22 protein-coding genes are annotated in these 21,675 nt (G+C 72.5%); 10 read left to right on the top strand and 12 right to left on the bottom strand.

What is annotated here, in order from left to right; all coding sequences use genetic code 11:
• Positions 1 to 6 precede the first annotated feature (6 nt).
• The 3 genes from AB0G79_RS13140 to AB0G79_RS13130 all read right to left on the bottom strand — a co-directional run bounded on the left by AB0G79_RS13140 (position 7) and on the right by AB0G79_RS13130 (position 1,534).
• Positions 7 to 258, bottom strand: coding sequence for a hypothetical protein (locus AB0G79_RS13140; protein WP_360804862.1), 252 nt, complete (start codon positions 256 to 258; stop codon positions 7 to 9).
• A 188-nt stretch (positions 259 to 446) separates the two neighbouring features.
• A complete protein-coding gene (locus tag AB0G79_RS13135) occupies positions 447 to 617 on the bottom strand; it encodes a hypothetical protein (protein WP_360804859.1) in 171 nt (56 codons plus the stop codon).
• A gap of 77 nt (positions 618 to 694) precedes the next feature.
• Positions 695 to 1,534, bottom strand: a complete 840-nt coding sequence (locus tag AB0G79_RS13130; RefSeq protein WP_360804856.1) for a TIGR02452 family protein — start codon at positions 1,532 to 1,534, stop codon at positions 695 to 697.
• A gap of 163 nt (positions 1,535 to 1,697) precedes the next feature.
• Here AB0G79_RS13130 and egtA point away from each other — a divergent pair, with 163 nt between their 5' ends.
• Genes egtA through egtD form a run of 4 tightly spaced genes read left to right on the top strand, consistent with a single transcriptional unit; the run spans position 1,698 to position 6,002 of the window.
• Positions 1,698 to 2,957 (top strand): ergothioneine biosynthesis glutamate--cysteine ligase EgtA, encoded by a 1,260-nt coding sequence (egtA, locus tag AB0G79_RS13125; protein WP_360804853.1) that lies wholly within the window; start codon positions 1,698 to 1,700, stop codon positions 2,955 to 2,957.
• A complete protein-coding gene (egtB, locus tag AB0G79_RS13120) occupies positions 2,954 to 4,288 on the top strand; it encodes an ergothioneine biosynthesis protein EgtB (protein ID WP_360804851.1) in 1,335 nt (444 codons plus the stop codon). Before egtA ends, egtB begins: the two co-directional genes overlap by 4 nt.
• Entirely contained in the window at positions 4,288 to 5,040 is a 753-nt protein-coding gene (egtC, locus tag AB0G79_RS13115; protein WP_360804848.1) for an ergothioneine biosynthesis protein EgtC, read from the top strand. Before egtB ends, egtC begins: the two co-directional genes overlap by 1 nt.
• A complete protein-coding gene (gene egtD, locus AB0G79_RS13110) occupies positions 5,037 to 6,002 on the top strand; it encodes an L-histidine N(alpha)-methyltransferase (RefSeq protein ID WP_360804845.1) in 966 nt (321 codons plus the stop codon). Before egtC ends, egtD begins: the two co-directional genes overlap by 4 nt.
• Positions 6,003 to 6,020: 18 nt before the next feature.
• Here egtD and AB0G79_RS13105 read toward each other — a convergent pair whose 3' ends face one another.
• The 4 genes from AB0G79_RS13105 to AB0G79_RS13090 form a co-directional block, all read right to left on the bottom strand.
• Complete coding sequence (locus AB0G79_RS13105; RefSeq protein WP_360804842.1) at positions 6,021 to 6,455, bottom strand: hypothetical protein; 435 nt, start codon at positions 6,453 to 6,455, stop codon at positions 6,021 to 6,023.
• On the bottom strand, positions 6,452 to 7,306 hold the full coding sequence (locus AB0G79_RS13100; protein WP_360804839.1) for a lysophospholipid acyltransferase family protein: 855 nt from the start codon (positions 7,304 to 7,306) through the stop codon (positions 6,452 to 6,454). The genes AB0G79_RS13105 and AB0G79_RS13100 overlap by 4 nt, the downstream gene beginning before the upstream one ends.
• Positions 7,303 to 8,124 (bottom strand): GNAT family N-acyltransferase, encoded by an 822-nt coding sequence (locus AB0G79_RS13095; protein WP_360804836.1) that lies wholly within the window; start codon positions 8,122 to 8,124, stop codon positions 7,303 to 7,305. The genes AB0G79_RS13100 and AB0G79_RS13095 overlap by 4 nt, the downstream gene beginning before the upstream one ends.
• A gap of 140 nt (positions 8,125 to 8,264) precedes the next feature.
• Entirely contained in the window at positions 8,265 to 9,509 is a 1,245-nt protein-coding gene (locus AB0G79_RS13090; RefSeq protein ID WP_360804833.1) for an extracellular solute-binding protein, read from the bottom strand.
• Positions 9,510 to 9,785: 276 nt separating this feature from the next.
• On the opposite strand from AB0G79_RS13090, the gene AB0G79_RS13085 reads away from it, so the two are divergent.
• A complete protein-coding gene (locus AB0G79_RS13085) occupies positions 9,786 to 10,001 on the top strand; it encodes a dodecin (RefSeq protein ID WP_360804831.1) in 216 nt (71 codons plus the stop codon).
• 45 nt (positions 10,002 to 10,046) lie between these two features.
• Here AB0G79_RS13085 and AB0G79_RS13080 read toward each other — a convergent pair whose 3' ends face one another.
• Entirely contained in the window at positions 10,047 to 10,535 is a 489-nt protein-coding gene (locus tag AB0G79_RS13080) for an HAD family acid phosphatase (protein WP_360804828.1), read from the bottom strand.
• A 176-nt stretch (positions 10,536 to 10,711) separates the two neighbouring features.
• Here AB0G79_RS13080 and AB0G79_RS13075 point away from each other — a divergent pair, with 176 nt between their 5' ends.
• A complete protein-coding gene (locus AB0G79_RS13075) occupies positions 10,712 to 11,374 on the top strand; it encodes a deoxynucleoside kinase (protein WP_360804825.1) in 663 nt (220 codons plus the stop codon).
• A gap of 21 nt (positions 11,375 to 11,395) precedes the next feature.
• Here AB0G79_RS13075 and AB0G79_RS13070 read toward each other — a convergent pair whose 3' ends face one another.
• A complete protein-coding gene (locus AB0G79_RS13070; RefSeq protein ID WP_360804822.1) occupies positions 11,396 to 13,696 on the bottom strand; it encodes a collagenase in 2,301 nt (766 codons plus the stop codon).
• 283 nt (positions 13,697 to 13,979) lie between these two features.
• Here AB0G79_RS13070 and AB0G79_RS13065 point away from each other — a divergent pair, with 283 nt between their 5' ends.
• On the top strand, positions 13,980 to 16,328 hold the full coding sequence (locus AB0G79_RS13065) for an excinuclease ABC subunit UvrA (RefSeq protein WP_360804819.1): 2,349 nt from the start codon (positions 13,980 to 13,982) through the stop codon (positions 16,326 to 16,328).
• 61 nt (positions 16,329 to 16,389) lie between these two features.
• Positions 16,390 to 16,719, top strand: a complete 330-nt coding sequence (locus AB0G79_RS13060) for a hypothetical protein (protein WP_360804816.1) — start codon at positions 16,390 to 16,392, stop codon at positions 16,717 to 16,719.
• Between the two features lie 8 nt (positions 16,720 to 16,727).
• On the opposite strand, the gene AB0G79_RS13055 is transcribed toward AB0G79_RS13060, so the two are convergent.
• From AB0G79_RS13055 to AB0G79_RS13045, 3 genes are read right to left on the bottom strand one after another with little or no spacing between them, the layout of a single operon-like run.
• A complete protein-coding gene (locus AB0G79_RS13055; protein WP_360804813.1) occupies positions 16,728 to 17,474 on the bottom strand; it encodes a succinate dehydrogenase/fumarate reductase iron-sulfur subunit in 747 nt (248 codons plus the stop codon).
• Positions 17,471 to 19,417 carry a fumarate reductase/succinate dehydrogenase flavoprotein subunit gene (locus AB0G79_RS13050; protein ID WP_360804811.1) on the bottom strand — a complete coding sequence of 649 codons (1,947 nt, stop codon included), beginning with the start codon at positions 19,415 to 19,417 and terminating at the stop codon, positions 17,471 to 17,473. Before AB0G79_RS13050 ends, AB0G79_RS13055 begins: the two co-directional genes overlap by 4 nt.
• Position 19,418: 1 nt before the next feature.
• Positions 19,419 to 20,045, bottom strand: coding sequence for a succinate dehydrogenase (locus AB0G79_RS13045; RefSeq protein ID WP_360805178.1), 627 nt, complete (start codon positions 20,043 to 20,045; stop codon positions 19,419 to 19,421).
• Between the two features lie 195 nt (positions 20,046 to 20,240).
• Here AB0G79_RS13045 and AB0G79_RS13040 point away from each other — a divergent pair, with 195 nt between their 5' ends.
• Together AB0G79_RS13040 and AB0G79_RS13035 are read left to right on the top strand one after the other, a co-directional pair.
• A complete protein-coding gene (locus tag AB0G79_RS13040) occupies positions 20,241 to 21,122 on the top strand; it encodes a LysR substrate-binding domain-containing protein (RefSeq protein WP_360804808.1) in 882 nt (293 codons plus the stop codon).
• A gap of 101 nt (positions 21,123 to 21,223) precedes the next feature.
• Positions 21,224 to 21,673 carry a hypothetical protein gene (locus AB0G79_RS13035; RefSeq protein WP_360804805.1) on the top strand — a complete coding sequence of 150 codons (450 nt, stop codon included), beginning with the start codon at positions 21,224 to 21,226 and terminating at the stop codon, positions 21,671 to 21,673.
• The last annotated feature ends 2 nt before the right edge of the window (positions 21,674 to 21,675 follow it).

The raw sequence follows: 21,675 nt of genomic DNA, 5'->3' as shown, positions 1-21,675 counted from the left end.
TGGTGGTCAGGGAAGCGTGACGTTGTTGAGGGCGTCGTGCGTGGGCAGGGCATCGCGGGCCTGCGAGCCCTGGTGGGTCTGGGTGGCCTGGTGGGGCTGGGCGGCCTGGTGCTCGCCCTTGCCGAAGCTCGGCGAGAGGAGCCCGAGGCCCGGGACGCTGTTGCCGACGCTGTCGGCGGAGGCCGCCCCGGCGGCGGCGAGGACGGCGGTCGTCGCGAGGGCGGCGGAGGCGAGGGCGCGGCGGTGGAAGGTCGTCATGCCGGAGTCAACGACGCCGGCCGTGCCAGGGCACGCGCCTCCCGCTCCGTCCCAGCTCCACGGCAACGGCTCGGCGGGGCGCATCCGGGACCGTGCCCGGATGCGCCCCGCCGTCAGGTGGTGACGCCAGGAGGTGTTCTCCTCGCGACGGCCCCGCGACCGCTCAAGCGACCGTGCTCGCTTGTGGCTCAGTTGTGCCCGAACTTGCGTTCCTTGCGGTGGGACGAGTGCTCCACGACGGGCATCTGCGGCTCTCTCGTGGGGGTCGGCGCGCTCTTCTCCCTGGCCGCCGCGTCCGTGCGGTGTTCATGGCCTCCGGTACGGGCGCCTCGGTTGGTCCGGGTCTGTTTCTTGCCCACGATCGTGCCTCCCAAGAGGGGATTCGGACGCTGGTCCGTATGCCTTCAGCGTGGCACGGGGGTGCGGGAGCCGCATGTCAGAGCGGGCGGTCGGGAGCCCCCAGGACCCGGGCGAAGGCGGCGAGGGTGGGCGTGCCGCCGGCACGGTCCAGGACGGCGAAGACGAGCTCGTCGAAGTGGCCGGCGAACCGGCCGTCCCCGGTGAGGAGGGCCTTGAAGGCGCCGGCGACCTCGGCCGGGTCGTTCTGGAAGACCCCGCAGCCCCAGGCGCCGAGGACGAGGCGCCGGTAGCCGTGCGCGGCGGCCGTCTCCAGGACGCGTTCGGCGCGGGCGGCGAGGGCGCCGGGCAGCAGGTGGGCGCGGTCGGGGGCGAGGCGGCGGACGACGCCCGCGTTGGGCGCGGGTGAGGTGAGGAAGCCGACGGTGAAGGGCTCGTCGAGCAGGCCGCCGCGCTCGTCGCGGAAGACCGGGACGCCGGGCGAGTGGATGACCCGATCGGTGTAGAGGGGGTCCCGTTCCGCGCGGTGATGGGCGTAGTACGCGGGGGCGCGGAGGAGGGTGGCGTGGAGGGCGGAGGCCCGGCAGAGCGCCTCCTCCTGCGCCTGGGCGCCGTTGAGGTAGCCGCCGCCGGGGTTGCGGGCCGAGGCGAAGTTCAGGACCGCGACGGGGCGCGCGCCGTCGGCGGCGACCATGCGGCGAGCGGCGTCGAGGCTGCTCTCGCCGGTGACGTCGAGGGTGGCGGTCCGGTCGGTGTCGGGGGTGACGGGGACGGGCTCGGGGCCGTGGAGCCCGGTTCCGGCCGAAGCGGCGGCCACCTCGGCGGCGATCGAGACGGTCCGGCCGTCCCGCGCCCGGTAAGCCCCGGCCGCGACGATCTCCTCGGTGCGCCGGGCGATCTCCCGCAGTCGTGCGCTCATGGCACCGATCCTCGCCGCCGCGCCCACGCGGGACAACGGATTTTCGGCGGCCCGTGGCGGAGTGGCGGGTGGCGGAGGGGCGCTCTTGCACGCCGGTCGGTGGTGGCTTTAGGTGGAATCAGCGACTTTCCGGAGTGTTCACCGAGACTCAGGAGGTGTACGGATGGCGCCGAGCGGTGCACCGCGTGGCGATCCCCCGCTCACCGAGGCGGCGGCGGAGGAGCTGCTGCACGGCATCTGTTTCAAGACCGGCCCGCCCCGCACGGTGGGGGCGGAGCTGGAATGGCTCGTGCACGACCTGCGCGACCCGCGCCTGCCCGTACGGCCGCCGAGGCTGGCCGCCGCGCTCGACGCCGTACGGTCCCTGCCGCTGGTCTCGGCGCTCACCTTCGAGCCCGGCGGGCAGCTGGAGCTCAGTTCGCGGCCCGCCGGGTCGCTCATGGAGTGCCTGGACCAGCTCGCCGCCGACCTGCGCGTGGTCCGGCGGGCCCTCGGGGCCGCCGGGCTCACCCTCAGCGGTTACGGGGTGGACCCCTGGCACGCGCCGCGCGGCCGGGTCCTGCACGATCCGCGGTACGACGCCATGGAGACCGTCCTCGACCGGACGGGTCCCGCCGGGCGGGCGATGATGTGCGACTCGGCCTCGGTGCAGGTCTGTCTCGACGCCGGGCTCGACGAGCCGGGACCGCTCGGTTACGACCGGCGGTGGCGTCTCGCGCACCTGCTCGGCCCCGTGCTCGTCGCCGCGTTCGCCAACTCATCGGTCTACGGCGGCCGCCGGACCGGCTGGCTCTCGACGCGGCAGGCGCTGTGGACGGACCTCGACCCGTACCGGGCGCTCGCGCCCCGGCCGGACGGCAGACCGCGCGAGGAGTGGACGGCGCACGTCCTGGACACGCCGGTGATGTGCGTGCGGCGCCCGGAGGGGCCCTGGGACGTCCCGGAGGGGCTGACCTTCCGCGACTGGCTGCGCTCGGGCCTGCCGCGGCCCGCCGACGCCGACGACCTCCGCTACCACGTGACGACGCTCTTCCCGCCGGTACGGCCCCGGGGCCATCTGGAGCTGAGGATGATCGACGCGCAGCCGGGACACGACGGCTGGATGGTGCCGGTGGCGGTGACGACGGCGGTCTTCGAGGACGCGGAGGCGGCCGAGACCGTGTACCGGGCGGTGGAGCCGCTGGCGGAGCGGGCGGGCGACGGTCCCGCGCCGCGCAACCCGCTGTGGCGGGACGCCGCGCGCGCCGGTCTCGGCGATCCCGGCCTGCACGAGGCGGCCCGCACGGTCTTCGCGACGGCCCTCGACGCGCTGCCCCGGATCGGGGCGGGCGAGGAGGTGCGGCGGGCGGTCGCCGACTTCCAGGAACGGCACGTGATTCCCGGGGGATGCCCGGCCGACGAGCTCCAGGTGGTGACGTCATGAACGCCGGCGAACCGACGACGGCCGACGGTCGCGAGTCCCTGCGCGACCGGGCCCTCGACGCCCTGACCGTGGCGCGCGAGCGCACCGCGCTGCTCACCTCCTGCGTCGACGACGGCGAACTCACCGCCCAGCACTCCCCCTTGATGTCCCCGCTCGTCTGGGACCTGGCCCACATCGGCAACCAGGAGGAGCAGTGGCTGTGGCGGGCCGTCGCCGGGCAGGAGGCGCTCCGCCCGGAGATCGACTCGCTCTACGACGCCTTCGAGCACCCGCGCGCCACCCGTCCCACGCTGCCGCTGCTGCCGCCGGACGAGGCCCGCGCGTACGCGGCGGACGTACGGACCCGGGTCCTCGACGTGCTCGCGAGCACCCCGCTGACCGGACGGCCGCTGCTGGACGAGGGGTTCGCCTTCGGGATGATCGCGCAGCACGAACAGCAGCACGACGAGACGATGCTGATCACGCATCAGCTTCGGCGGGGACCGGCCGCGCTCACCGCTCCCCCGCCCCCCGCCACCCACACCGGCGGTCCGCTGCCGACCGAAGTGCTCGTGCCGGGCGGCCCGTTCACGATGGGGACGTCGGACGAGCCGTGGGCCCTCGACAACGAGCGGCCGGCCCACACCACCCTCGTCCCGGCGTTCTGCATCGACACCGTTCCCGTCACCAACGGCTCCTACATGGCCTTCCTCGCGGACGGCGGATACACCGAACGACGCTGGTGGCGACCCGAGGGCTGGGCGCAGATCCGCGAGCACGGCATCGTCGCGCCGCTGTTCTGGCACCGGGACGGCGGGCAGTGGCTGCGCCGCCGTTTCGGGGTGACCGAACCCGTACCGGAGGAGGAGCCGGTGCTGCACGTGAGCTGGTACGAGGCCGACGCCTACGCCCGCTGGGCCGGACGGCGGCTGCCCACCGAGGCGGAGTGGGAGAAGGCTGCCCGGCACGACCCGGCGTCCGGGCGTTCGCGCCGCTACCCGTGGGGCGACGCCGACCCGGGCCCCGAGCACGCCAACCTCGGCCAGCGCCACCTGCGGCCGGCCCCCGCGGGCAGCTACCCGGCGGGTGCCTCGCCGCTCGGCGTACGGCAGCTGATCGGGGACGTGTGGGAGTGGACGGCGAGCGACTTCCTGCCGTACCCGGGCTTCACCGCCTTCCCGTACAAGGAGTACTCGGAGGTCTTCTTCGGCCCCGCCCACAAGGTGCTGCGCGGCGGCTCGTTCGCGGTGGACCCGGTCGCCTGCCGGGGCACGTTCCGCAACTGGGACCTCCCGGTGCGGCGCCAGATCTTCTCCGGCTTCCGCACGGCCCGCTCCGCGGAGCTCGACTGATGTGCCGTCATGTCGCCTACGTGGGAGAGCCCGTGGCGCTCGGGGAGCTCCTGGTCCGGCCGCCGCACGCCCTCCTGCGGCAGTCCTGGGAACCCCGTACGCAGACGAGCGGGGTCGTCAACGCCGACGGTTTCGGCGTCGGCTGGTACGCCGAGGGAGACCCCGTGCCCGCCCGCTACCGCCGCACGGGGCCGATCTGGGCCGACCTGTCCTTCCACGACCTCGCGCGGGTGGTCCGTACCGGCGCCTTCCTCGGCGCGGTCCGGGGCGCGACGGTCCCCGGCGCCGACGGGGAGGCGGCCGCTTCCCCCTTCGCGGCCGGACCCTGGCTGTTCAGCCACAACGGCGCGGTCCCCGGCTGGCCCGGCTCCCTCACCCCGCCCGCCGCCACGCTGTCCGCCGGGGAACTGCTCCGTCTGGAGGCGCGCACCGACTCGGCGCTCGTGTGGGCCCTGGTCCTGCACCGGCTCCGGGCCGGGGACGCGCCGGGCACGGCGCTCGCCGACACCGTGCGGGAGGTCGCCGAGGCGGCCCCCGGCGCCTCCCTGAACCTGCTGCTCACCGACGGCACCACCGTCGCCGCCACCGCCTGGGGGAACAGCCTCTGGTACCTGACCGGCCCCGACCGCGTGGTCGTGGCCTCCGAACCGTACGACGACGACCCGCGGTGGCGGGAGGTTCCCGGGCACACGCTCGTGACCGCCGACCGCGCCGACGTCACCCTCACCCCGCTCAAGGAGCCGTCCGCGTGAGCCCGTTCCAGCTGACCCGCACCCTCGCCCCCGACGCGGCCGACGCCGACCTGCGCGCCGACGTCCTCGACGGGCTGACCCGCTCCCCCAAGACGCTGCCGCCGAAGTGGTTCTACGACGCCAAGGGCAGCGGACTGTTCGAGGAGATCACCCGGCTGCCCGAGTACTACCCGACGCGGGCCGAGCGGGAGATCATCATCGCCCGGGCCGCCGAGATCGCCGCGGCGACCGGCGCCCGCACCCTGATCGAACTGGGCTCGGGCTCCTCGGAGAAGACCCGCTACCTGATCGACGCGCTGCTGCCGGACCTCGACACGTACGTCCCCGTCGACGTCAGCGAGTCCGCCCTCACGGGTGCCGCGACGGCGCTGCTCGCCGAGCGGCCCGCGCTCAAGGTCCACGCGCTCCTGGCGGACTTCACCCGGGGCCTCGCCCTTCCCGGCGCGCCGGGACCGCACCTCGTCGCCTTCCTCGGCGGCACGATCGGCAACCTGCTCCCCGACGAACGGCGCGCCTTCCTCCGTTCGGTACGGGCGATGCTCGCCCCCGGCGACGCGCTGCTCCTCGGTACGGACCTGGTCAAGGACGAGGCGACCCTCGTCGCCGCCTATGACGACGCGGACGGGGTGACGGCGGCCTTCAACAAGAACGTCCTCTCCGTGATCGACCGCGAGCTCGGCGCCGACGCCGACCTCGACGCCTTCGACCACGTGGCCCTGTGGGACGCCGAGCGGGAGTGGATCGAGATGCGCCTCCGGGCCCGCCACGCCCTCAGCGTCAAGATCCCGGAGCTGAACCTCGTGGTGCCCTTCGCCGCGGGCGAGGAGCTGCGGACGGAGGTGTCGGCGAAGTTCCGCGAGGAGGGCGTACGGGAGGAGCTGGCGGCGGCCGGGTTCGACCTGGCCCACTGGTGGACGGACGAGAAGGGCCGGTTCGCGCTGTCGCTGTCGACGGCGCGGTGACGGTCCCCACGGCCGCTGTCAGTCCTTGACGAGCCCCCGCTCGAGGTCGGCGCGGAACCCGGCCTGCCAGGCGGTGGGGTCGCAGCCCTCGCCGTTCGGGGTCACCTTCACCAGGGTGGTCTCGACGGTGCGGTCGAAGACGGTGCGGCCGGTTTCCGGGTCCGTGACCCGGAAACTCACCGTCACCTTCTCCGGGCCCTTCGCCTCCGGGAGGGGCACCGTGAGGAAGGCGCGAGGCTCGCCCCGGGGCACCGACGCACGGTCCCGACACTCCTCGCCCACGCACAGACGAGAGCGCGCCGAGCTCGGGAAGTCGGCGGGCCGCCACATGACGCTCGCCCCGGAGTCCGCACCGGCCGTCGTGCACGCCTTGCCTTCGAGCTGGCACGCGGTGGCGAACAGCGTCGTCCCGACCACGGCCAGGGCCCCCACGCACGCCGTCGAAGTCCTCACGGTTCCGGACGATAGGAGCCGACGTCCTCGGAGGCAAGGCCCGTCACCGCACGTTCGGCGGCGGCCGCCAGGGCACGCCGCTCGGGGTGCCTGGCCGCCGGGATCCGGGGCAGGAGGCCGACCTCCGCGGTGAGGCTGCGGGCGGTGACCACCCGCCACAGGGACGTGCCGAGCGGGTCCGGACCGACGTAGGCGGCGGCGCCCGTCGGACGGAAGTCGAGGCGCACGGGCTGTACGTCGGCGCCGGCGTCCAGGGCGGCCTGGAAGGCGGCGCGGCGGAAACGGCCGACGGCGCGGCCGCACCAGGTCGAGCCCTCGGGAAAGACGACCACCCGGCCGCCGGCGGCGAGGACTCCCGCCATCTCCCGGACCGTGCCGGGCAGGGCCCTGAGGCCGTCGCGGTCGATGAAGAGGGTGCCGCCGAGGGCGGCGGCCGTGCCGAGGACGGGCCAGCCGCGCACCTCCTTCTTCGCGACCATCCGGCCGGGGAGGACGGCGGCGACGAGCGGGATGTCGAGCCAGGAGACGTGGTTGGCGACGACGAGGAGGGGGACGCCGGCGGCGGGGCTCGCGGGGGACGCGTACCGCGCGCGGACGCCGAAGGCGCGGACGACCGCCCGCGCCCAGGAGCGGACCAGGCTCAGGCGGACGGTGCCCGGGAGGAGCGCGGCGGCGGGTGCCGCGAGCAGGCCGACGAGGACGGTGCTCACGCCGGCGGCGAGCCGGACCACCGCGCGGGCGTGCCCGACGGTGTCGACCGGCCCGTACGTCTCCGGGTGCGCGGCGCAGTCGTGGCCCGGGGTGCACGGCGCCGTGGGGAGCCACGGCGAGGCTGCCGTGGTGGTGCTCACCGTGCCGGGACCAGGGACAGGAAGTGGTTGAGGTAGCGCGGGTTCGTGCGGCGGAGGGAGAGGAGGACGTAGAGGTCGGCGACGCCGAACTCCGGGTCGTGGGCGGGGGCGCCGCAGACCTGGGCGCCGAGGCGGAGGTAGCCGCGCAGGAGCGGCGGCAGCTCCGTACGGCCCGCGGGGCGGGCGATGCCGTCGGGGCTCCAGAGGCGGTGCGGGGTCACCCAGTACTCCTCGGGGGCGAGGTGCTTGGTCTTCACATTGTCCCAGGTGGCGGCGGCGAGGGCGCCGCCGTCGGCGAGGGGGATCGAACAGCAGCCGGCGAGCCAGTTGTGCCCGGTCTCGGTCATGTAGCGGGCGAGTCCGGCCCAGATGAGGGAGATGACGGCGCCGTTGCGGTGGGCGGGGTGGACGCAGGAGCGGCCGACCTCGACGAGGTCGTGGCGGATGGGGGCGAGCCGGTTGAGGTCGAACTCGCTCTCGGCATAGAGGCGTCCGGCGACGGCGGCCCGCTCGGGGGGCAGGATCCGGTAGGTGCCGACGACCTCGCCGGTGGCCTCGTCCCGGACGAGCAGGTGGTCGCAGTACGCGTCGAAGGCGTCGCTGTCGAGGCCGGGTTCGGCTCCGTCGAGGATCGCCCCCATCTCTCCGGCGAAGACCTGGTGACGCAGCCGCTGGGCGGCCCGCACGTCCTCCTGGTCGCGGGCGAGGCCGACGACGTACCGGGGCTGCTCGGCGGTCGCGGACCGCCCGGCCCGGTCCTGTGCCGTGGGCTGGGCGGGAACGGCGGCGAGCGCGGGCGACGACGGTGCGACGGTCATGCGGTACCTCCGGCGGGACGGAAGGGGAACGGGACGCCGGGCCGCGTGAGCGGTGGCGGCCCGGCTCTCCCTACTTCTCCCGTCACCGGCTGGATTCGACATGACCGGCCGGGGACCCGCGGGTGTGGACCCGCTGAATGCTATTCCGCGAGCGTGTCCGTGATCTCCTCCGACGCCGCCTTCGCCGCCTTCGCCGGGTCCCCGCCCTGGAGGACCGCCGTCATGTACGGCTTGATCGGGTTGTTCCCCTCGACGTCCGCCCACTGCGGGGAGTTGGGGGTCGCCTTGCCGCGCGCCGCCGCCGTCGCCATGACGGCGGTGGCCTCCTGGCCGCCGACGACGGAGGCGAGGGACTTCTTGTTCGGCACGTACCCCATGGTGCGGGCCAGTTCGGTCTGCCACTTCTCGCCCGCGAGCGCCTTGACGACGTCGAGCGCGGCGGCGCGTTCGGGCGCGTTCTCCGGGATGATGAGGTCGGAGCCGCCGGTGAAGACGGTGCAGGGCTGTCCGGCCTTCTTGCCCGGTATCGCGAAGTAGCCGAGCTTGCCCTCGAGTTCGGGGTTGGCCTTGAGGATCGCGGCGACGGCGCTGGGCGTGGCGATCAGCTGGGCGACGTCGCCCTTGGCGAAGACGTCGGACTGCGGCGGGTTCTGCTCGTCGGCGTCCTTCGGTCCGGCCCCGAGGGACTGGAGCTCCTTGTAGAAGGCCATGCCGCGCAGGGCGGCCGGGCTGTCGAGCGCACCCGTCCACTGGCCGGCCTTGTCGTCGGCGAGCTCGCCGCCCTCGTCCCAGATGAAGCCGGCGAGGGTGTACCAGTCCTGGCCCGCGAGGTAGATGCCCTGGGAGCTGCCCCGGTTCAGCTTCTCGGTGTCGGCGAGCCACTCGGCGCGGGTGGCCGGGGGCTTGTCGATGCCGGCGTCGCGGAAGAGGTCCTTGTTGTAGATGACGATGCGGTTGGCCGCGTACCAGGGGATGCCGTACTGGGAGCCGTTGATGCTGCCGGGCTCGGCGAGGCCGGGCAGCCAGTCCTCGCTGCCGAGGTCGCGGACGGACTCCAGGGTGAGGTCGAAGAGCGTGCCGGTGTCGGCGTACTGGGCGACCTGGGTGTTGCCGACCTCGATGAGGTCGGGCCCGCCGGAGCCGGTGATGGCCTCGGTGACCTTCTTCCCGATGCCCGTCCAGTCCTGGATGGTCACGTCCAGCTCGACGTCGTGCTCCTGCTCGTACTCCTCCGTGAACCGCGTGAGGAAGTCCTCGCTGACGCTGTCCCGCATGAGCCAGATGCTGACGGTCTTCGTCTGACTCACGCCCGGCAGCATGCCGCACCCGGCCAGGGCGAGGGCGAGGGCGGCTGCCAGCGGGCAGGCCAGATGGCGGTTCTTCACGTGGGTCACCTTCTGCGGTTCAGCACAGAGCTATCGTGCGCCTTGGGTGGGCTGACCCGACGTGGGGGGACCGAACGGGGTGTTCGCGCGGGTATGTGGCCTGAATTTTGGTCTGGACCAACGAAGTGGTCAAGTCCTTGACCACTCCGTTTCGACCCGAGATCGGGCAGGATCAGCGCTCTGTCACCGTTGGGTCACCCGCGGCCGTCCGTCCTGTCGCGCGCCGGCACGCCCTGGGGCACGGTGGAAGGACGTACCGAGAGGAGTCCGGCCCCCATGTCGAACCACACCTATCGCGTCACCGAGATCGTCGGCACGTCCCACGAAGGCGTCGACCAGGCCATTCGCAACGGCATCGCCCGCGCCGCGCAGACCCTGCGCGGACTCGACTGGTTCGAGGTCACGCAGGTGCGCGGCCACATCGTCGACGGCGCCGTCGAGCACTACCAGGTCGGACTGAAGGTCGGCTTCCGCCTGGAGGACGAGGGCTGACCGCGGAGGAGCACCGGGGGCGGGTCGGATCCGGCCCCCGTCCGGTCAGGTCCGACCCTCCTTCTCCTGGGCGTCCCGCAGCGTCTCCGACGGCGTCGCCCAGTGGGCCCGTACGACGCGGAACCCGGCCGCCTCGGCCGCGTCGCAGACGAGCACGTCGTCGTCCACGAGCATCCGGATCTCGTGGTCGGCCCCGAGCCGTCTCAGGACCTCCACCTTGGTCACCCGCGCGGGGCGGAAGTCCCGGTGCCCCCGCATGTGGACCGTGCCGTCCGGCAGCCCCTGGGCGGCGAGCCAGGCCACCGTGTCCCGGCGGCAGCGCTCCGGCCGCCCGGTGAGGTAGACGATCCGGCACTCCTCCGCCGCCTCGCGGCACAGCTCGACGCCCTCGGCGAGGGGCGGGTCGGCGGGCGCCGCGGCGAAGAAGGAGTCCCAGTCGCGGGGCTTCCCCTCCAGGAAGTGCTGCCGGTGGGCGGTCCCGGCGAGGGTGTTGTCCAGGTCGAAGACGGCCAGTGGCCGGTGGTCTCGCGTCACCGCGTCAGCCTAGGAGAAGGCACCGACAAGACCGGGCGAATCCTCATCTAAAATGCACTGCGGCCTCGGGCTGCGACCCGCCACGACCGGCGGGTGCGGAACGGCCGGCCACCCCCATCCCCGGGGATCGCGTGACCACCGCTCGCGAACAGAAGACCCCCAGGGAGAAGTGAGGTATGCCGGTGATCTGCGTCGGAGGCATGATCGGGATCGGCAAGACGAGCGTGGCGGAGCTCCTCGCGAAGGAGCTCGGCAGCGACGTCTTCTACGAGAGCGTCGACGACAACCCGATCCTCCCGCTCTTCTACTCGGCGAGCCCCGAGGAGATCGAGGCCAAGCGCTACCCGTTCCTCCTCCAGCTGTACTTCCTCCAGACGCGCTTCGCCGCGATCAAGGAGGCGTACAAGCAGGGTGACAACGTCCTCGACCGGTCCATCTACGAGGACTGGTACTTCGCGAAGGTCAACCACGACCTCGGCCGGATCAGCTCCCTCGAGATGCAGGTGTACGAGGGTCTGCTCGACGAGATGATGCGCGAGATCGAGGGCCTGCCGTACCGCAAGGCGCCCGACCTCATGGTCTACCTCAAGGCGGACTTCGAGACGGTGATGTACCGGATCGGGCTCCGGGGCCGTGACTTCGAGCAGGACGAGAACCTGGTCGCGTACTACCGGACGCTGTGGTCCGGCTACGACGACTGGGTGCACAAGCACTACTCGGCCAGCGAGGTCCTCGTCGTGGACATGAACAACACGGACGTCGTGAACAACCCCGAGGACGCGGCCCGCGTGGCCCTGCGGGTGAAGGAAGCCCTGGCGGCCGCTCGCCGCCAGGGCTGACCCCCGGGGTGGGGTCGTCGCCTACTTGACCTGGGTCGAGAGGCTCACTCCGCTGAAGTCCTGCGCGGCGGCGAGGCTGAAGAAGACCCAGCCGGCGGGCGGGTTGTCGATCGTCAGCGTCTCGCCGTTGCCGGCGTTGGTGGACTTCGCCTGGTAGGCGGAGGTGGTGGCCCAGGTGGCGCCGCCGTAGTACAGGTCGGCGTTGCCGGTGCCGCCGGTCGCGGTCAGCGTCAGCTGCTTGACGCCGGCCGGCAGGTACACGAAGTGGTAGCTGTAGTTGCCGGTGGTGGCGGCGAGGCCGTCCCGGCGGCAGTTCTGGTCGAACTGGCGCGTGTCGGCGGCCGTGCAGAGCGGCGCGGTCTCGGACGGGCCCGCGGGGGCGTCCGGCAGGGTGCCGCAGTCGTTCGTCGCGCAGTCGGTCGCCAGCCAGGTCGCGAAGTCCGCGTCGTAGCGGGTGCCGATGGTCTGCTTCAGGAGCGTGCGGGCCCCGGTCCAGTCACCGGCGCGGTACTTGCCGAGGACGGCCTGGACGTCCGAGGGGTGCTTCTGGAGCATGTAGCGGACCGCGAGCCAGCCCCAGCGGTAGACGCGGTTCGAGTTGACCTCGGGGTCCGCCTCCTGGCCGTAGACCGTGTCGAACAGGTCGCTGAGCTTGTAGGTGTTCTTCGCGGCCTCGGCGATGGCGTCGGCGTTACGCTCGCCCTTGTAGCCGTACGAGATGTTCTCGGCGATGCCCTCGACCCACCAGATGGTGGGGGTGACCATGCCGGCCTCGAAGTCGCCGTACATGTTGTAGCGGCCGTCGAGGTAGTGGGTGTACTCGTGGTTGAGGTTCCAGATCTCGAACGTCGGGCGGATCCAGCTGGCCTCGTGCGCGATGAAGCGGGCCTGGTTGCCGGGGACGGCGGGGTTGCCCTCCTCGTACATGCCGCCGTTGTCGACGTCGATGTTGTAGATGGCCCAGGCGTAGAGCGCGTACTGGGTGTAGTCGTCGAAGGCGACGACCTCCAGGTTGGTGTTCACGTCGCCCGCGATGGCGCCCTTGTCACCGATGATCCGGTGGAAGTAGGCGTCCTGGTTGATCAGGCTGGTGCAGGTGGTCGCCAGCTGGTCGGGGGACATGTCCTGGGCGCGGATCTTGATGCCGTCGTTGCAGACGTGCTGGGTCGGCAGCACCAGCGGGAGGACGCGGTCGCCGAGGTCGCAGATCGCGTAGGCGGCGCAGTTGCCCCGGTCGAACTGGCGGGTGGCCCAGCCGAGGTTCATGGTGATCGGCGCGGTGGGGCCGACGTTCGGGTACCGGTTGATGATGTCCTTGAGCAGGGGGCGCAGGCGCTCCTTCAGCTCGGGGACGTCGAGGGCGTGACCGAGGAAGCGGCCCACGTTGCTGACGACGTCGTCGCGGTTGAGCGAGGCGCCGTTGCGGGTGATGAAGCCGGCCCAGGTGTCGAGGATGGTGGGGTCGGCCTTGAGGGCGGCGCGGAACCCGCGGCCGTCGTCCTTGGCGGCGAAGGCGTTGTCGACGACCCACTCGACGTGCTGCATGGAGAGGTTCATCTGGCCGGGCCACGAGGAGACGTAGCTGCCGAGGAGCCACTTCAGGACGCTCGCGTACCGGCCGGCCGTCTGGGTGCTGTCGATCAGCGTGACGACCTCGTTGAGGATCGCGCCGTTCGCGTCGGTGACGTCCTTGCTGCGCGGGGCGGCGAAGAAGGCGTCGAGGGCGCCCTTGGCGGCGCCGTCGAGGGCGGTGCCGTAGTCGCCGACGGTGGCGGCGTTGTTGTCCTGCACGTAGTAGCCGGCGCGCAGGAAGAGGACGAGCTGCCCGATCTGGTTGCCGTTGGTGCCGTTGTACGCGGCGGACGCGTCGCGCAGGGCGTTGGCGACGGTCACCATCTTGTCCTCGCGGAAGGTGTTCCGCGCGTCCTGTCCGGTGAGGCCGAACAGGGGGTACGTACAGGTGATCTGCGGGAGCGTCTTGAGCGCCGTGACGAGGGCGGTGCCCGTGTTGTTGATGACGCCGGAGAGGTCGCTGCACGCGTCCCCGGCGGCACCGGCGAGCAGTTTGCCCGACTTGCTCGTCTTGGCCGCCGCGGTGGCCGGCGCGGGGCGCGGGCCGGTCTCCTCGTCGGTGTCCTGCGAGGAGAGCCGGAAGCGCGGGTTGGCGCTGATGGCGTGCGGCGACTTCGGCACGGGGATCGCCCGCGAGGCCGTGGTGCCGGGGGCGGCGGCCTGGGCCGGGTCGCCCGCGGCGGCGCCGGCGAAGGCCTGGCTCTGCGGTGCGAACAGGCCGAGGGTCATGACGACCGCGGCGCCGAGCACGGGCAGTCTCCGCGCGCTTCTCGATATCCGGTGGGGATGCATCTGTGGGGGCCTCCGGGGCCGTTGTGGGTTGCCACGTGCTGGGACACACGCGCAGGGGTCACGTGACGTGTAAAATTTCACATGTCGCATTGTTCTGGAAGGCCTGTGGCCAGATTCGTCGATCATCGGGACGAAAAACTTTCCGACCGCTCCCCCGCCCCGGCACAGGACCCTCACCCCGACGGCCCGGCAACCCGCCTCCCACCAGGGAAAACATCGTCCGGTTGGCTAAAATCGGCCCATGCACGCCAGCCCCCACGATCCGTACGTCCGTGTCCGCGGTGCCCGTGAGCACAACCTCGACGGGGTCGACGTCGACATCCCACGGGACGCGCTCGTCGCCTTCACCGGCGTCTCCGGCTCCGGGAAGTCCTCGCTCGCCTTCGGGACGATCTACGCGGAGGCGCAGCGCCGCTACTTCGAGTCGGTCGCGCCGTACGCCCGCCGGCTCATCCACCAGGTGGGGGCCCCGGCCGTCGGCGAGATCAGCGGGCTGCCGCCGGCGGTCTCCTTGGAACAGCGCCGTGCCTCACCCCAGTCCCGCTCCTCCGTGGGGACGGTGACGACGCTCTCGAACTCGCTGCGGATGCTCTTCTCGCGCGCCGGGACGTACCCGGAGGGCGCACCGCGCCTCGACTCCGACGCCTTCTCCCCCAACACGGCCGCGGGAGCCTGTCCCTCGTGCCACGGGATCGGCCGGGTCCACGACACGAGCGAGGAGCTCCTCGTCCCCGACCCCGGCCTCTCGATCCGCGAGGGCGCCATCGCCGCCTGGCCGGGCGCCTGGCAGGGCAAGAACCTCCGGGACGTGCTCGACACGCTCGGGTACGACGTCGACCGGCCGTGGCGCGAGCTCGCCGCCGAGGACCGTGAGTGGATCCTCTTCACCGAGGAGCAGCCGGTCGTCACGGTCCATCCGGTACGGGAGGCGGGACGGATCCAACGCCCCTACCAGGGCACGTACACGAGCGCGCGCCGCCATGTGCTCCGCACGTACGCGGACTCGAAGAGCACCACCCTGCGCGCGAAGGCCGAACGCTTCCTGACCAGCGCGCCCTGCCCGGTGTGCGGCGGCAGCCGGCTCCGCCCGGAGGCGCTCGCCGTGACCTTCGCCGGCCGCACCATCGCCGAACTCGCCGCCCTGCCCCTCACGGTCCTCGCGGGCGTCCTCCGGGCCGCGCCGACGGACGGCGCGGAGACCGCGCGCGTCCTCACCGAGGACCTCGTCGCGCGGATCGCGACCGTCACCGAACTCGGCCTCGGCTACCTCGGCCTCGACCGCGCCACCCCGACCCTCTCCAACGGCGAGCTCCAGCGCCTCCGGCTCGCCACCCAGCTCCGCTCGGGTCTCTTCGGCGTCGTCTACGTCCTCGACGAGCCGTCCGCGGGCCTGCACCCGGCCGACACCGAGGCGCTGCTCGTGGTCCTCGACCGGCTCAAGGCGGCCGGGAACTCGGTCTTCGTCGTCGAGCACCACCTCGACGTCGTCCGGCACGCCGACTGGATCGTGGACGTCGGCCCGCGCGCCGGCGTGCACGGAGGCCGGGTCCTGCACAGCGGTCCGCCGGAGGAGTTGGCGGCGGTCGAGGCGTCGGCGACCCGGCGCTTCCTCTTCGACCGGGCACCCGCCCCCGCGCGGGAGGTCCGTGCCCCGGCGGGCTGGCTGCGCACGGGGCCGGTGACCCGGCACAACCTGCGCGAGGTCGACGCTGCCTTCCCGGTGGGCGTGCTCACCGCCGTGACGGGCGTGTCCGGTTCGGGCAAGTCGACGCTCGTCAGCGCGCTCGCCGAGCAAGTGGCGGGCGAGGGGCGGACAGTGACGGTCGATCAGCGGCCGATCGGCCGCACACCGCGCTCCAACCTCGCCACGTACACCGGGCTCTTCGACGTCGTCCGCAAGCTCTTCACGGAGACCGACGAGGCGAGGGCCCGCGGCTACAAGGCGGGGCGGTTCTCCTTCAACGTCCCCGGCGGGCGGTGCGAGACCTGCCAGGGCGAGGGCTTCGTCTCGGTGGAGCTGCTGTTCCTGCCCAGCACGTACGCACCCTGCCCGGACTGCCACGGGGCGCGGTACAACCCGGAGACCCTTGAGGTGCGCCTCCGGGGCCGCACGATCGCCGAAGTCCTGGACCTGACGGTCGAGTCTGCGGCCGACTTCTTCGCCTCCGTGCCCGCTGCCTCCCGCTCCCTGCGCACCCTCCTCGACGTCGGCCTCGGCTACCTGCGCCTGGGCCAGCCGGCCACGGAGCTGTCCGGCGGCGAGGCCCAGCGCATCAAGCTCGCCTCCGAACTCCAGCGTCCGCGCCGCGCCCACACCCTCTACCTCCTCGACGAGCCGACCACCGGCCTCCACCCGGCGGACGTCGAGGTCCTCATGCGCCAGCTCCACGGCCTCGTCGACGCGGGCCACTCCGTCATCGTCGTCGAACACGACATGGACGTCGTCGCCACCGCCGACTGGGTCCTCGACCTCGGCCCCGGCGGCGGTGACGAGGGCGGCCGGGTGGTCGCCTCCGGTCCCCCCGCCGAAGTGGCCGCTTCCTCCACAAGCCGGACGGCTCCGTACCTGGCCAGGGCCCTGAACCAGTGACCGGGTACGCTCTCGGTGGCGTGCGTGGAGCGTGCACCGGGGCGGCGGGCCGTGCGTGTTCGTGGAGGCGTCCTTGGTCTGCGTCGAGCAGTCGTCCCGCGAAGGTGACTCCACCTCGCGCCTCGCCCGGATCGACGCGGCCGCCGGCCGCACGATGTGGTCGGTTCCCATGCCCGACGACCGCGGGTACTCCCCCGCCGTCCGGGGAAGGACGATCGCCGTCTCCGCGCCGGGCGGACTGCGGGCCTACGCGCCGGCCGACGGCCTCGAACTCCGGTCCCTGAAGGACAAGGCGGCGTTCCGCCAGGTCCCGCGGCCGGGGGCCGGGATCCTCTACGCACGGACCGAGACGGGATGGACCTCCGTCGATCCCTACGGCACCTCGGCGTGACCTCCGGCCTACCCCTTCACCTTCCTCCGCGCCCGCAGCCACTCCCTGTTCATCGACGTGATCGACGTCAGCGGGATCCCCTTCGGGCACGCCGTCGCGCACTCCCCCGTCAGCGTGCAGCCGCCGAAGCCCTCCGCGTCCATCTGGGCGACCATGTCGAGGACGCGGGTCTCGCGTTCCGGGGAGCCCTGGGGCAGGACGTTCAGGTGGTTGACCTTCGCCGAGGTGAAGAGCATCGCGGAGCCGTTGGGACAGGCCGCCACGCACGCCCCGCAGCCGATGCACTCCGCGTGTTCGAAGGCCGTGTCGGCGTCGGGCTTCGGGACGGGGGTCGCGTGGGCCTCGGGGGCCGCGCCCGTGGGGGCGCTGATGTAGCCGCCGGACTGGATGACGCGGTCGAAGGCGGAGCGGTCGACGACGAGGTCCTTCACGACGGGGAAGGCCGCCGCCCGCCAGGGCTCGACGTCGATGGTGTCGCCGTCGCGGAAGGACCGCATGTGGAGCTGGCACGTGGTCGTCCGCTCCGGCCCGTGCGCGTCGCCGTTGATGACGAGGCTGCACGCGCCGCAGATGCCCTCGCGGCAGTCGTGGTCGAAGGCGACGGGGTCCTCGCCGCGCAGGATGAGCTCTTCGTTGAGGGTGTCGAGCATCTCCAGGAAGGACATGTCGGCGGAGATGCCGTCCACGTCGTACGTGGACATGGCGCCGGGGGCGTCGGCGTTCGGCTGGCGCCAGACGCGCAGGGTGAGCTTCATGCGTAGCTCCGCTGGGTGGGGTGGACGTACTCGAAGGCGAGGTCCTCCTTGTGGAGGACGGGGGCGGCGCCGGGCTCGGTGAACTGCCAGGCCGCCACGTAGGAGAACTCCTCGTCGCGTCGGGCGGCCTCGCCGTCCGGCGTCTGGGACTCCTCGCGGAAGTGGCCGCCGCAGGACTCGGCGCGGTGGAGCGCGTCGAGGCACATGAGTTCGGCGAGTTCGAGGTAGTCGACGATGCGGTTGGCCTTCTCCAGGGACTGGTTGAACTCCTGGCCCGTGCCGGGGATCCTGACGCGCCGCCAGAACTCCTCGCGGATCTGCGGGATGCGGGCGAGGGCCTTGCGGAGGCCATCCTCCGTGCGGGCCATGCCGCAGAACTCCCACATGAGTTCGCCGAGTTCGCGATGGAAGGAGTCGGGGGTGCGGTCGCCGTCGACGGCGAGGAGGAGGTTGAGCCGGTCCTCGGTCTCGGCGATGACCTCGCGGACGGCGGGGTGGTCGTCGGTGACGGGTTCGGCGGCGGGGTGGCGGGCGAGGTAGTCGTTGATGGTGGCGGGGAGGACGAAGTAGCCGTCGGCCAGCCCCTGCATGAGGGCGGAGGCGCCGAGCCGGTTGGCCCCGTGGTCGGAGAAGTTTGCCTCGCCGATGGCGAAGAGGCCGGGGACGGTGGTCTGGAGGTCGTAGTCGACCCAGAGGCCGCCCATCGTGTAGTGCACGGCGGGGTAGATCCGCATGGGGACCTCGTACGGGTTCTCGGCGGTGATCCGCTCGTACATGTCGAAGAGGTTGCCGTACTTCTCCTCGACGGCGGCCCGGCCCATGCGGCGGATGGCGTCGGCGAAGTCCAGGTAGACGCCCTGGCCGCCGGGGCCGACCCCGCGTCCTTCGTCGCAGACGTTCTTGGCGGCGCGGGAGGCGATGTCGCGGGGGACGAGGTTGCCGAAGGAGGGGTAGATCCGCTCCAGGTAGTAGTCGCGCTCGTCCTCGGGGATCGCGGCGGCGGGGCGGGTGTCGCCCTGGGCCTTGGGGACCCAGATGCGTCCGTCGTTGCGGAGCGACTCGCTCATGAGGGTCAGCTTGGACTGGTGGTCCCCGGTGCGCGGGATGCAGGTGGGGTGGATCTGGGTGAAGCAGGGGTTGGCGAAGTAGGCACCGCGCCGGTGGGCGCGCCAGACGGCGGTGGCGTTGGAGTTCATCGCGTTGGTGGAGAGGTAGAAGACGTTGCCGTAGCCGCCGCTGGCGAGGACGACCGCGTCGGCGTGGTGCGCGGTGATCTCGCCGGTGATCAGGTCGCGGGCGACGATGCCCCGGGCTCGGCCGTCGACGACGATCAGGTCGAGCATCTCCGTACGGGCGTGCATCTCGACGTTTCCGGCGGCGATCTGGCGCGAGAGGGCCTGATAGGCGCCGAGGAGGAGCTGCTGTCCGGTCTGGCCGCGGGCGTAGAAGGTGCGGGAGACCTGGACGCCGCCGAAGGAGCGGGTGTCGAGGAGGCCGCCGTACTCGCGGGCGAAGGGGACTCCCTGGGCGACGCACTGGTCGATGATCTCGACGGAGATCTGCGCGAGGCGGTGGACGTTGGACTCGCGGGCCCTGAAGTCGCCGCCCTTGACGGTGTCGTAGAAGAGGCGGTGGATGGAGTCGCCGTCGTTGCGGTAGTTCTTGGCGGCGTTGATGCCGCCCTGCGCGGCGATGGAGTGGGCGCGCCGCGGGGAGTCCTGGAAGCAGAACTGGACGACGTGGTAGCCCTGTTCGGCGAGGGTGGCGCCGGCGGATCCGCCGGCGAGGCCGGTTCCGACGACGATGATCCGGTGCTTGCGCCGGTTGGCGGGGTTGACCAGCTTGGCCTGGAAGCGGCGGGTGTCCCAGCGTTCGGCGACGGGCCCGGTGGGGGCCTTGGTGTCGGCGAGGGGTTCGCCCACCTGGTACTCGGGGTAGCTCATGTCAGCTCACCACTCCGGTCATGACGGCGACGGGGACGGAGACGAAGCCCGCCGTCAGGGCGACGGCGAGGGCGTTGGCGAGGGTCTTGAGGAGGCGCTCGCGGCGGGCGCTGCCGACGCCGAGGGTCTGGGCGGCGCTCCAGAAGCCGTGGCGGACGTGGAGGCCGACGGCGAGCATGGCGACGATGTAGATGACGTTGCCGTACCAGGTGGAGAAGGTGTCCACGACGTTCTGGTAGGGCTTGCCCTCCTCGAAGCCGCCGGGGTGGACGGTGCCGGTGGTGAGGTCGAGGATGTGCCAGACGATGAACAGGGCGAGGATGATCCCGCCCCAGCGCATCGTGCGGGTGGCGTACGAGGCGCGCTTGCGGCGGTGGACGTAGGCGACGGGCCGGGCCTTCACGTCCCGCCGGGTCAGCTGGTACGCGGAGACGGCGTGGGCGGCGACGGCGGCGAGGAGCACGATCCGGACGAGCCAGAGCGCCCACTCGTGGTGGAGGAGGGGTGCGCCCATGACCCGCAGCCAGTGGGCGTACGCGTTGAACTCCTCGGGGCCGAAGAAGACCTTGAGGTTGCCGGCGACGTGGGCCACGAGGTAGCCGAGCATGACGAGCCCGCTGACCGCCATGACCGTCTTCTTGCCGAGGGTCGATGAGAGGAATCCGCGTGACGGTGCGGGGGTCGGCGGGCGGCGCGTCGCCCGCTCCCCGGGGGGTGCCAGAGCCATGCCCTCGACGCTAGAGCCGAAGGCCCCGAGTGGTCCAAGACATGGTCCGGCTGATCTCGATAGGCAGACCCTATGCACGTGTTCTAGGGTGGGCCCATGCAGTTCCAGCAGCTCCTCTACTTCGTCGCCGTCGCCGAGACCCGTCACTTCACCCGGGCCGCCGAACGCGTCCACGTCTCGCAGCCCTCGCTCTCGCAGCAGATCAAGGCGCTGGAAGCGGAGTTGGGCGCGGAGCTGTTCAGCCGGGCGCGGGGGAACATCACGCTCACCGACGCGGGCGAGGCGCTGCTGCCGCTGGCGCGGCGCATCCTCGCCGACACGGAGACGGCACGCCTGGAGGTCCAGGAGCTCGCGCAGCTGAAGCGGGGCCGGGTGCGGCTCGGGGCGACGCCGAGCCTCTGCACGGGGCTGCTGCCCGACGTGCTGCGCGCCTTCCACGACCTGCACCCGGGGATCCAGCTCCTCATCGAGGAGGGCGGCTCGCACGACCTCGTACGGGAGCTGGCGCGCGGCGCGCTCGACCTGGCGCTCGTGGTCCTGCCGCTGCCGACCCCGTCACCCGCGCTGACGACGGTGGAACTGCTCCGGGAGGATCTGGTGGTGGTCTCCGCCGCCGCCGCACCCGCGCCGAACCGCCCGGTCCGGATCAAGGACCTGAAGGACCAACCGCTCGTGATGTTCCGGCACGGCTACGACCTGCGGGAACTGACGGTGGGGGCCTGCCGGGCGGAGGGCTTCGAGCCGACGTTCACGGTGGAGGGCGGGGAGCTCGACGCGGTGCTCGGCTTCGTCCGGGCGGGGCTCGGGCTCGCGGTCGTCCCGGCGATGGTGGCGGCCCGGGCGGGCCGTGACCTGCGGGTGACGGCCCTCGCCCGGCCGGGGCTGCGGCGGACGATCGCCCTGGCCCACCGCAGCGACGTGGCTCCGCCGCGCGCGGCCCGGGAGCTCCAGCGGCTCCTCATGGCCTCCCGTCGGTGATCTTGGCTCTCGTCAGCAACGGCTTTCCTGTGACAATCTCCCCGTCGCAAGAGAACGATCACACGAGCGATCACACGCGCTCTCTCTGACGGGACGTCACCATGACCTGGAAGCGCACCACTTCACTCGCCGCCGTCGCCGCCCTCGCCGTCCTCGGGCTGACCGCCTGCGGATCGGACTCCGGGTCGGGTGACGACGGCGGCGCCAAGCCGAGCGCGACCACCTCCGCCCCCGCGCCCGCCACGACGGCCCCCGCCGAGACCTCCGAGGCGCCCGCCACCGGCGGGGTGAAGGCCCCGGACGACCTGCCCGCCGGGCTGCCCCTGCCGTCCGCCGAGCTGACCGGCGTGACGGGGAGCACGGGCGGGTACGTCATGACGTACACCGCTCAGGACCCGAAGGCCGTCGTCGCCGAGTACCGCAAGGCGCTCGAGGGCGCCGGGTACACGGTGGTGGACGTCGCGGGGATCTTCACCGCCACCTCGGCGAAGACCTCCGTGTCGATCGCCTCCAGCGGGAACACCCTCGTCCTCACCCTCGCCACGCTCTGAGC

The sequence above is a fragment of the Streptomyces sp. NPDC020807 genome (assembly GCF_040641575.1).
In the GTDB taxonomy this organism is placed as follows: Bacteria; Actinomycetota; Actinomycetes; order Streptomycetales; family Streptomycetaceae; genus Streptomyces.
This window is presented reverse-complemented; position numbering and strand designations above follow the sequence as displayed.

What these genes read in the sequence shown, in the direction of transcription:
- AB0G79_RS13140 (WP_360804862.1), bottom strand. Translation starts at nt 258, where the DNA reads ATGACGACCTTCCACCGCCGCGCCCTCGCCTCCGCCGCCCTCGCGACG.
- AB0G79_RS13130 (WP_360804856.1), bottom strand. Translation starts at nt 1,534, where the DNA reads ATGAGCGCACGACTGCGGGAGATCGCCCGGCGCACCGAGGAGATCGTC.
- egtA (WP_360804853.1), top strand. Translation starts at nt 1,698, where the DNA reads ATGGCGCCGAGCGGTGCACCGCGTGGCGATCCCCCGCTCACCGAGGCG.
- egtB (WP_360804851.1), top strand. Translation starts at nt 2,954, where the DNA reads ATGAACGCCGGCGAACCGACGACGGCCGACGGTCGCGAGTCCCTGCGC.
- egtC (WP_360804848.1), top strand. Translation starts at nt 4,288, where the DNA reads ATGTGCCGTCATGTCGCCTACGTGGGAGAGCCCGTGGCGCTCGGGGAG.
- AB0G79_RS13095 (WP_360804836.1), bottom strand. Translation starts at nt 8,124, where the DNA reads ATGACCGTCGCACCGTCGTCGCCCGCGCTCGCCGCCGTTCCCGCCCAG.
- AB0G79_RS13085 (WP_360804831.1), top strand. Translation starts at nt 9,786, where the DNA reads ATGTCGAACCACACCTATCGCGTCACCGAGATCGTCGGCACGTCCCAC.
- AB0G79_RS13075 (WP_360804825.1), top strand. Translation starts at nt 10,712, where the DNA reads ATGCCGGTGATCTGCGTCGGAGGCATGATCGGGATCGGCAAGACGAGC.
- AB0G79_RS13065 (WP_360804819.1), top strand. Translation starts at nt 13,980, where the DNA reads ATGCACGCCAGCCCCCACGATCCGTACGTCCGTGTCCGCGGTGCCCGT.
- AB0G79_RS13055 (WP_360804813.1), bottom strand. Translation starts at nt 17,474, where the DNA reads ATGAAGCTCACCCTGCGCGTCTGGCGCCAGCCGAACGCCGACGCCCCC.
- AB0G79_RS13050 (WP_360804811.1), bottom strand. Translation starts at nt 19,417, where the DNA reads ATGAGCTACCCCGAGTACCAGGTGGGCGAACCCCTCGCCGACACCAAG.
- AB0G79_RS13045 (WP_360805178.1), bottom strand. Translation starts at nt 20,045, where the DNA reads ATGGCGGTCAGCGGGCTCGTCATGCTCGGCTACCTCGTGGCCCACGTC.
- AB0G79_RS13040 (WP_360804808.1), top strand. Translation starts at nt 20,241, where the DNA reads ATGCAGTTCCAGCAGCTCCTCTACTTCGTCGCCGTCGCCGAGACCCGT.
- AB0G79_RS13035 (WP_360804805.1), top strand. Translation starts at nt 21,224, where the DNA reads ATGACCTGGAAGCGCACCACTTCACTCGCCGCCGTCGCCGCCCTCGCC.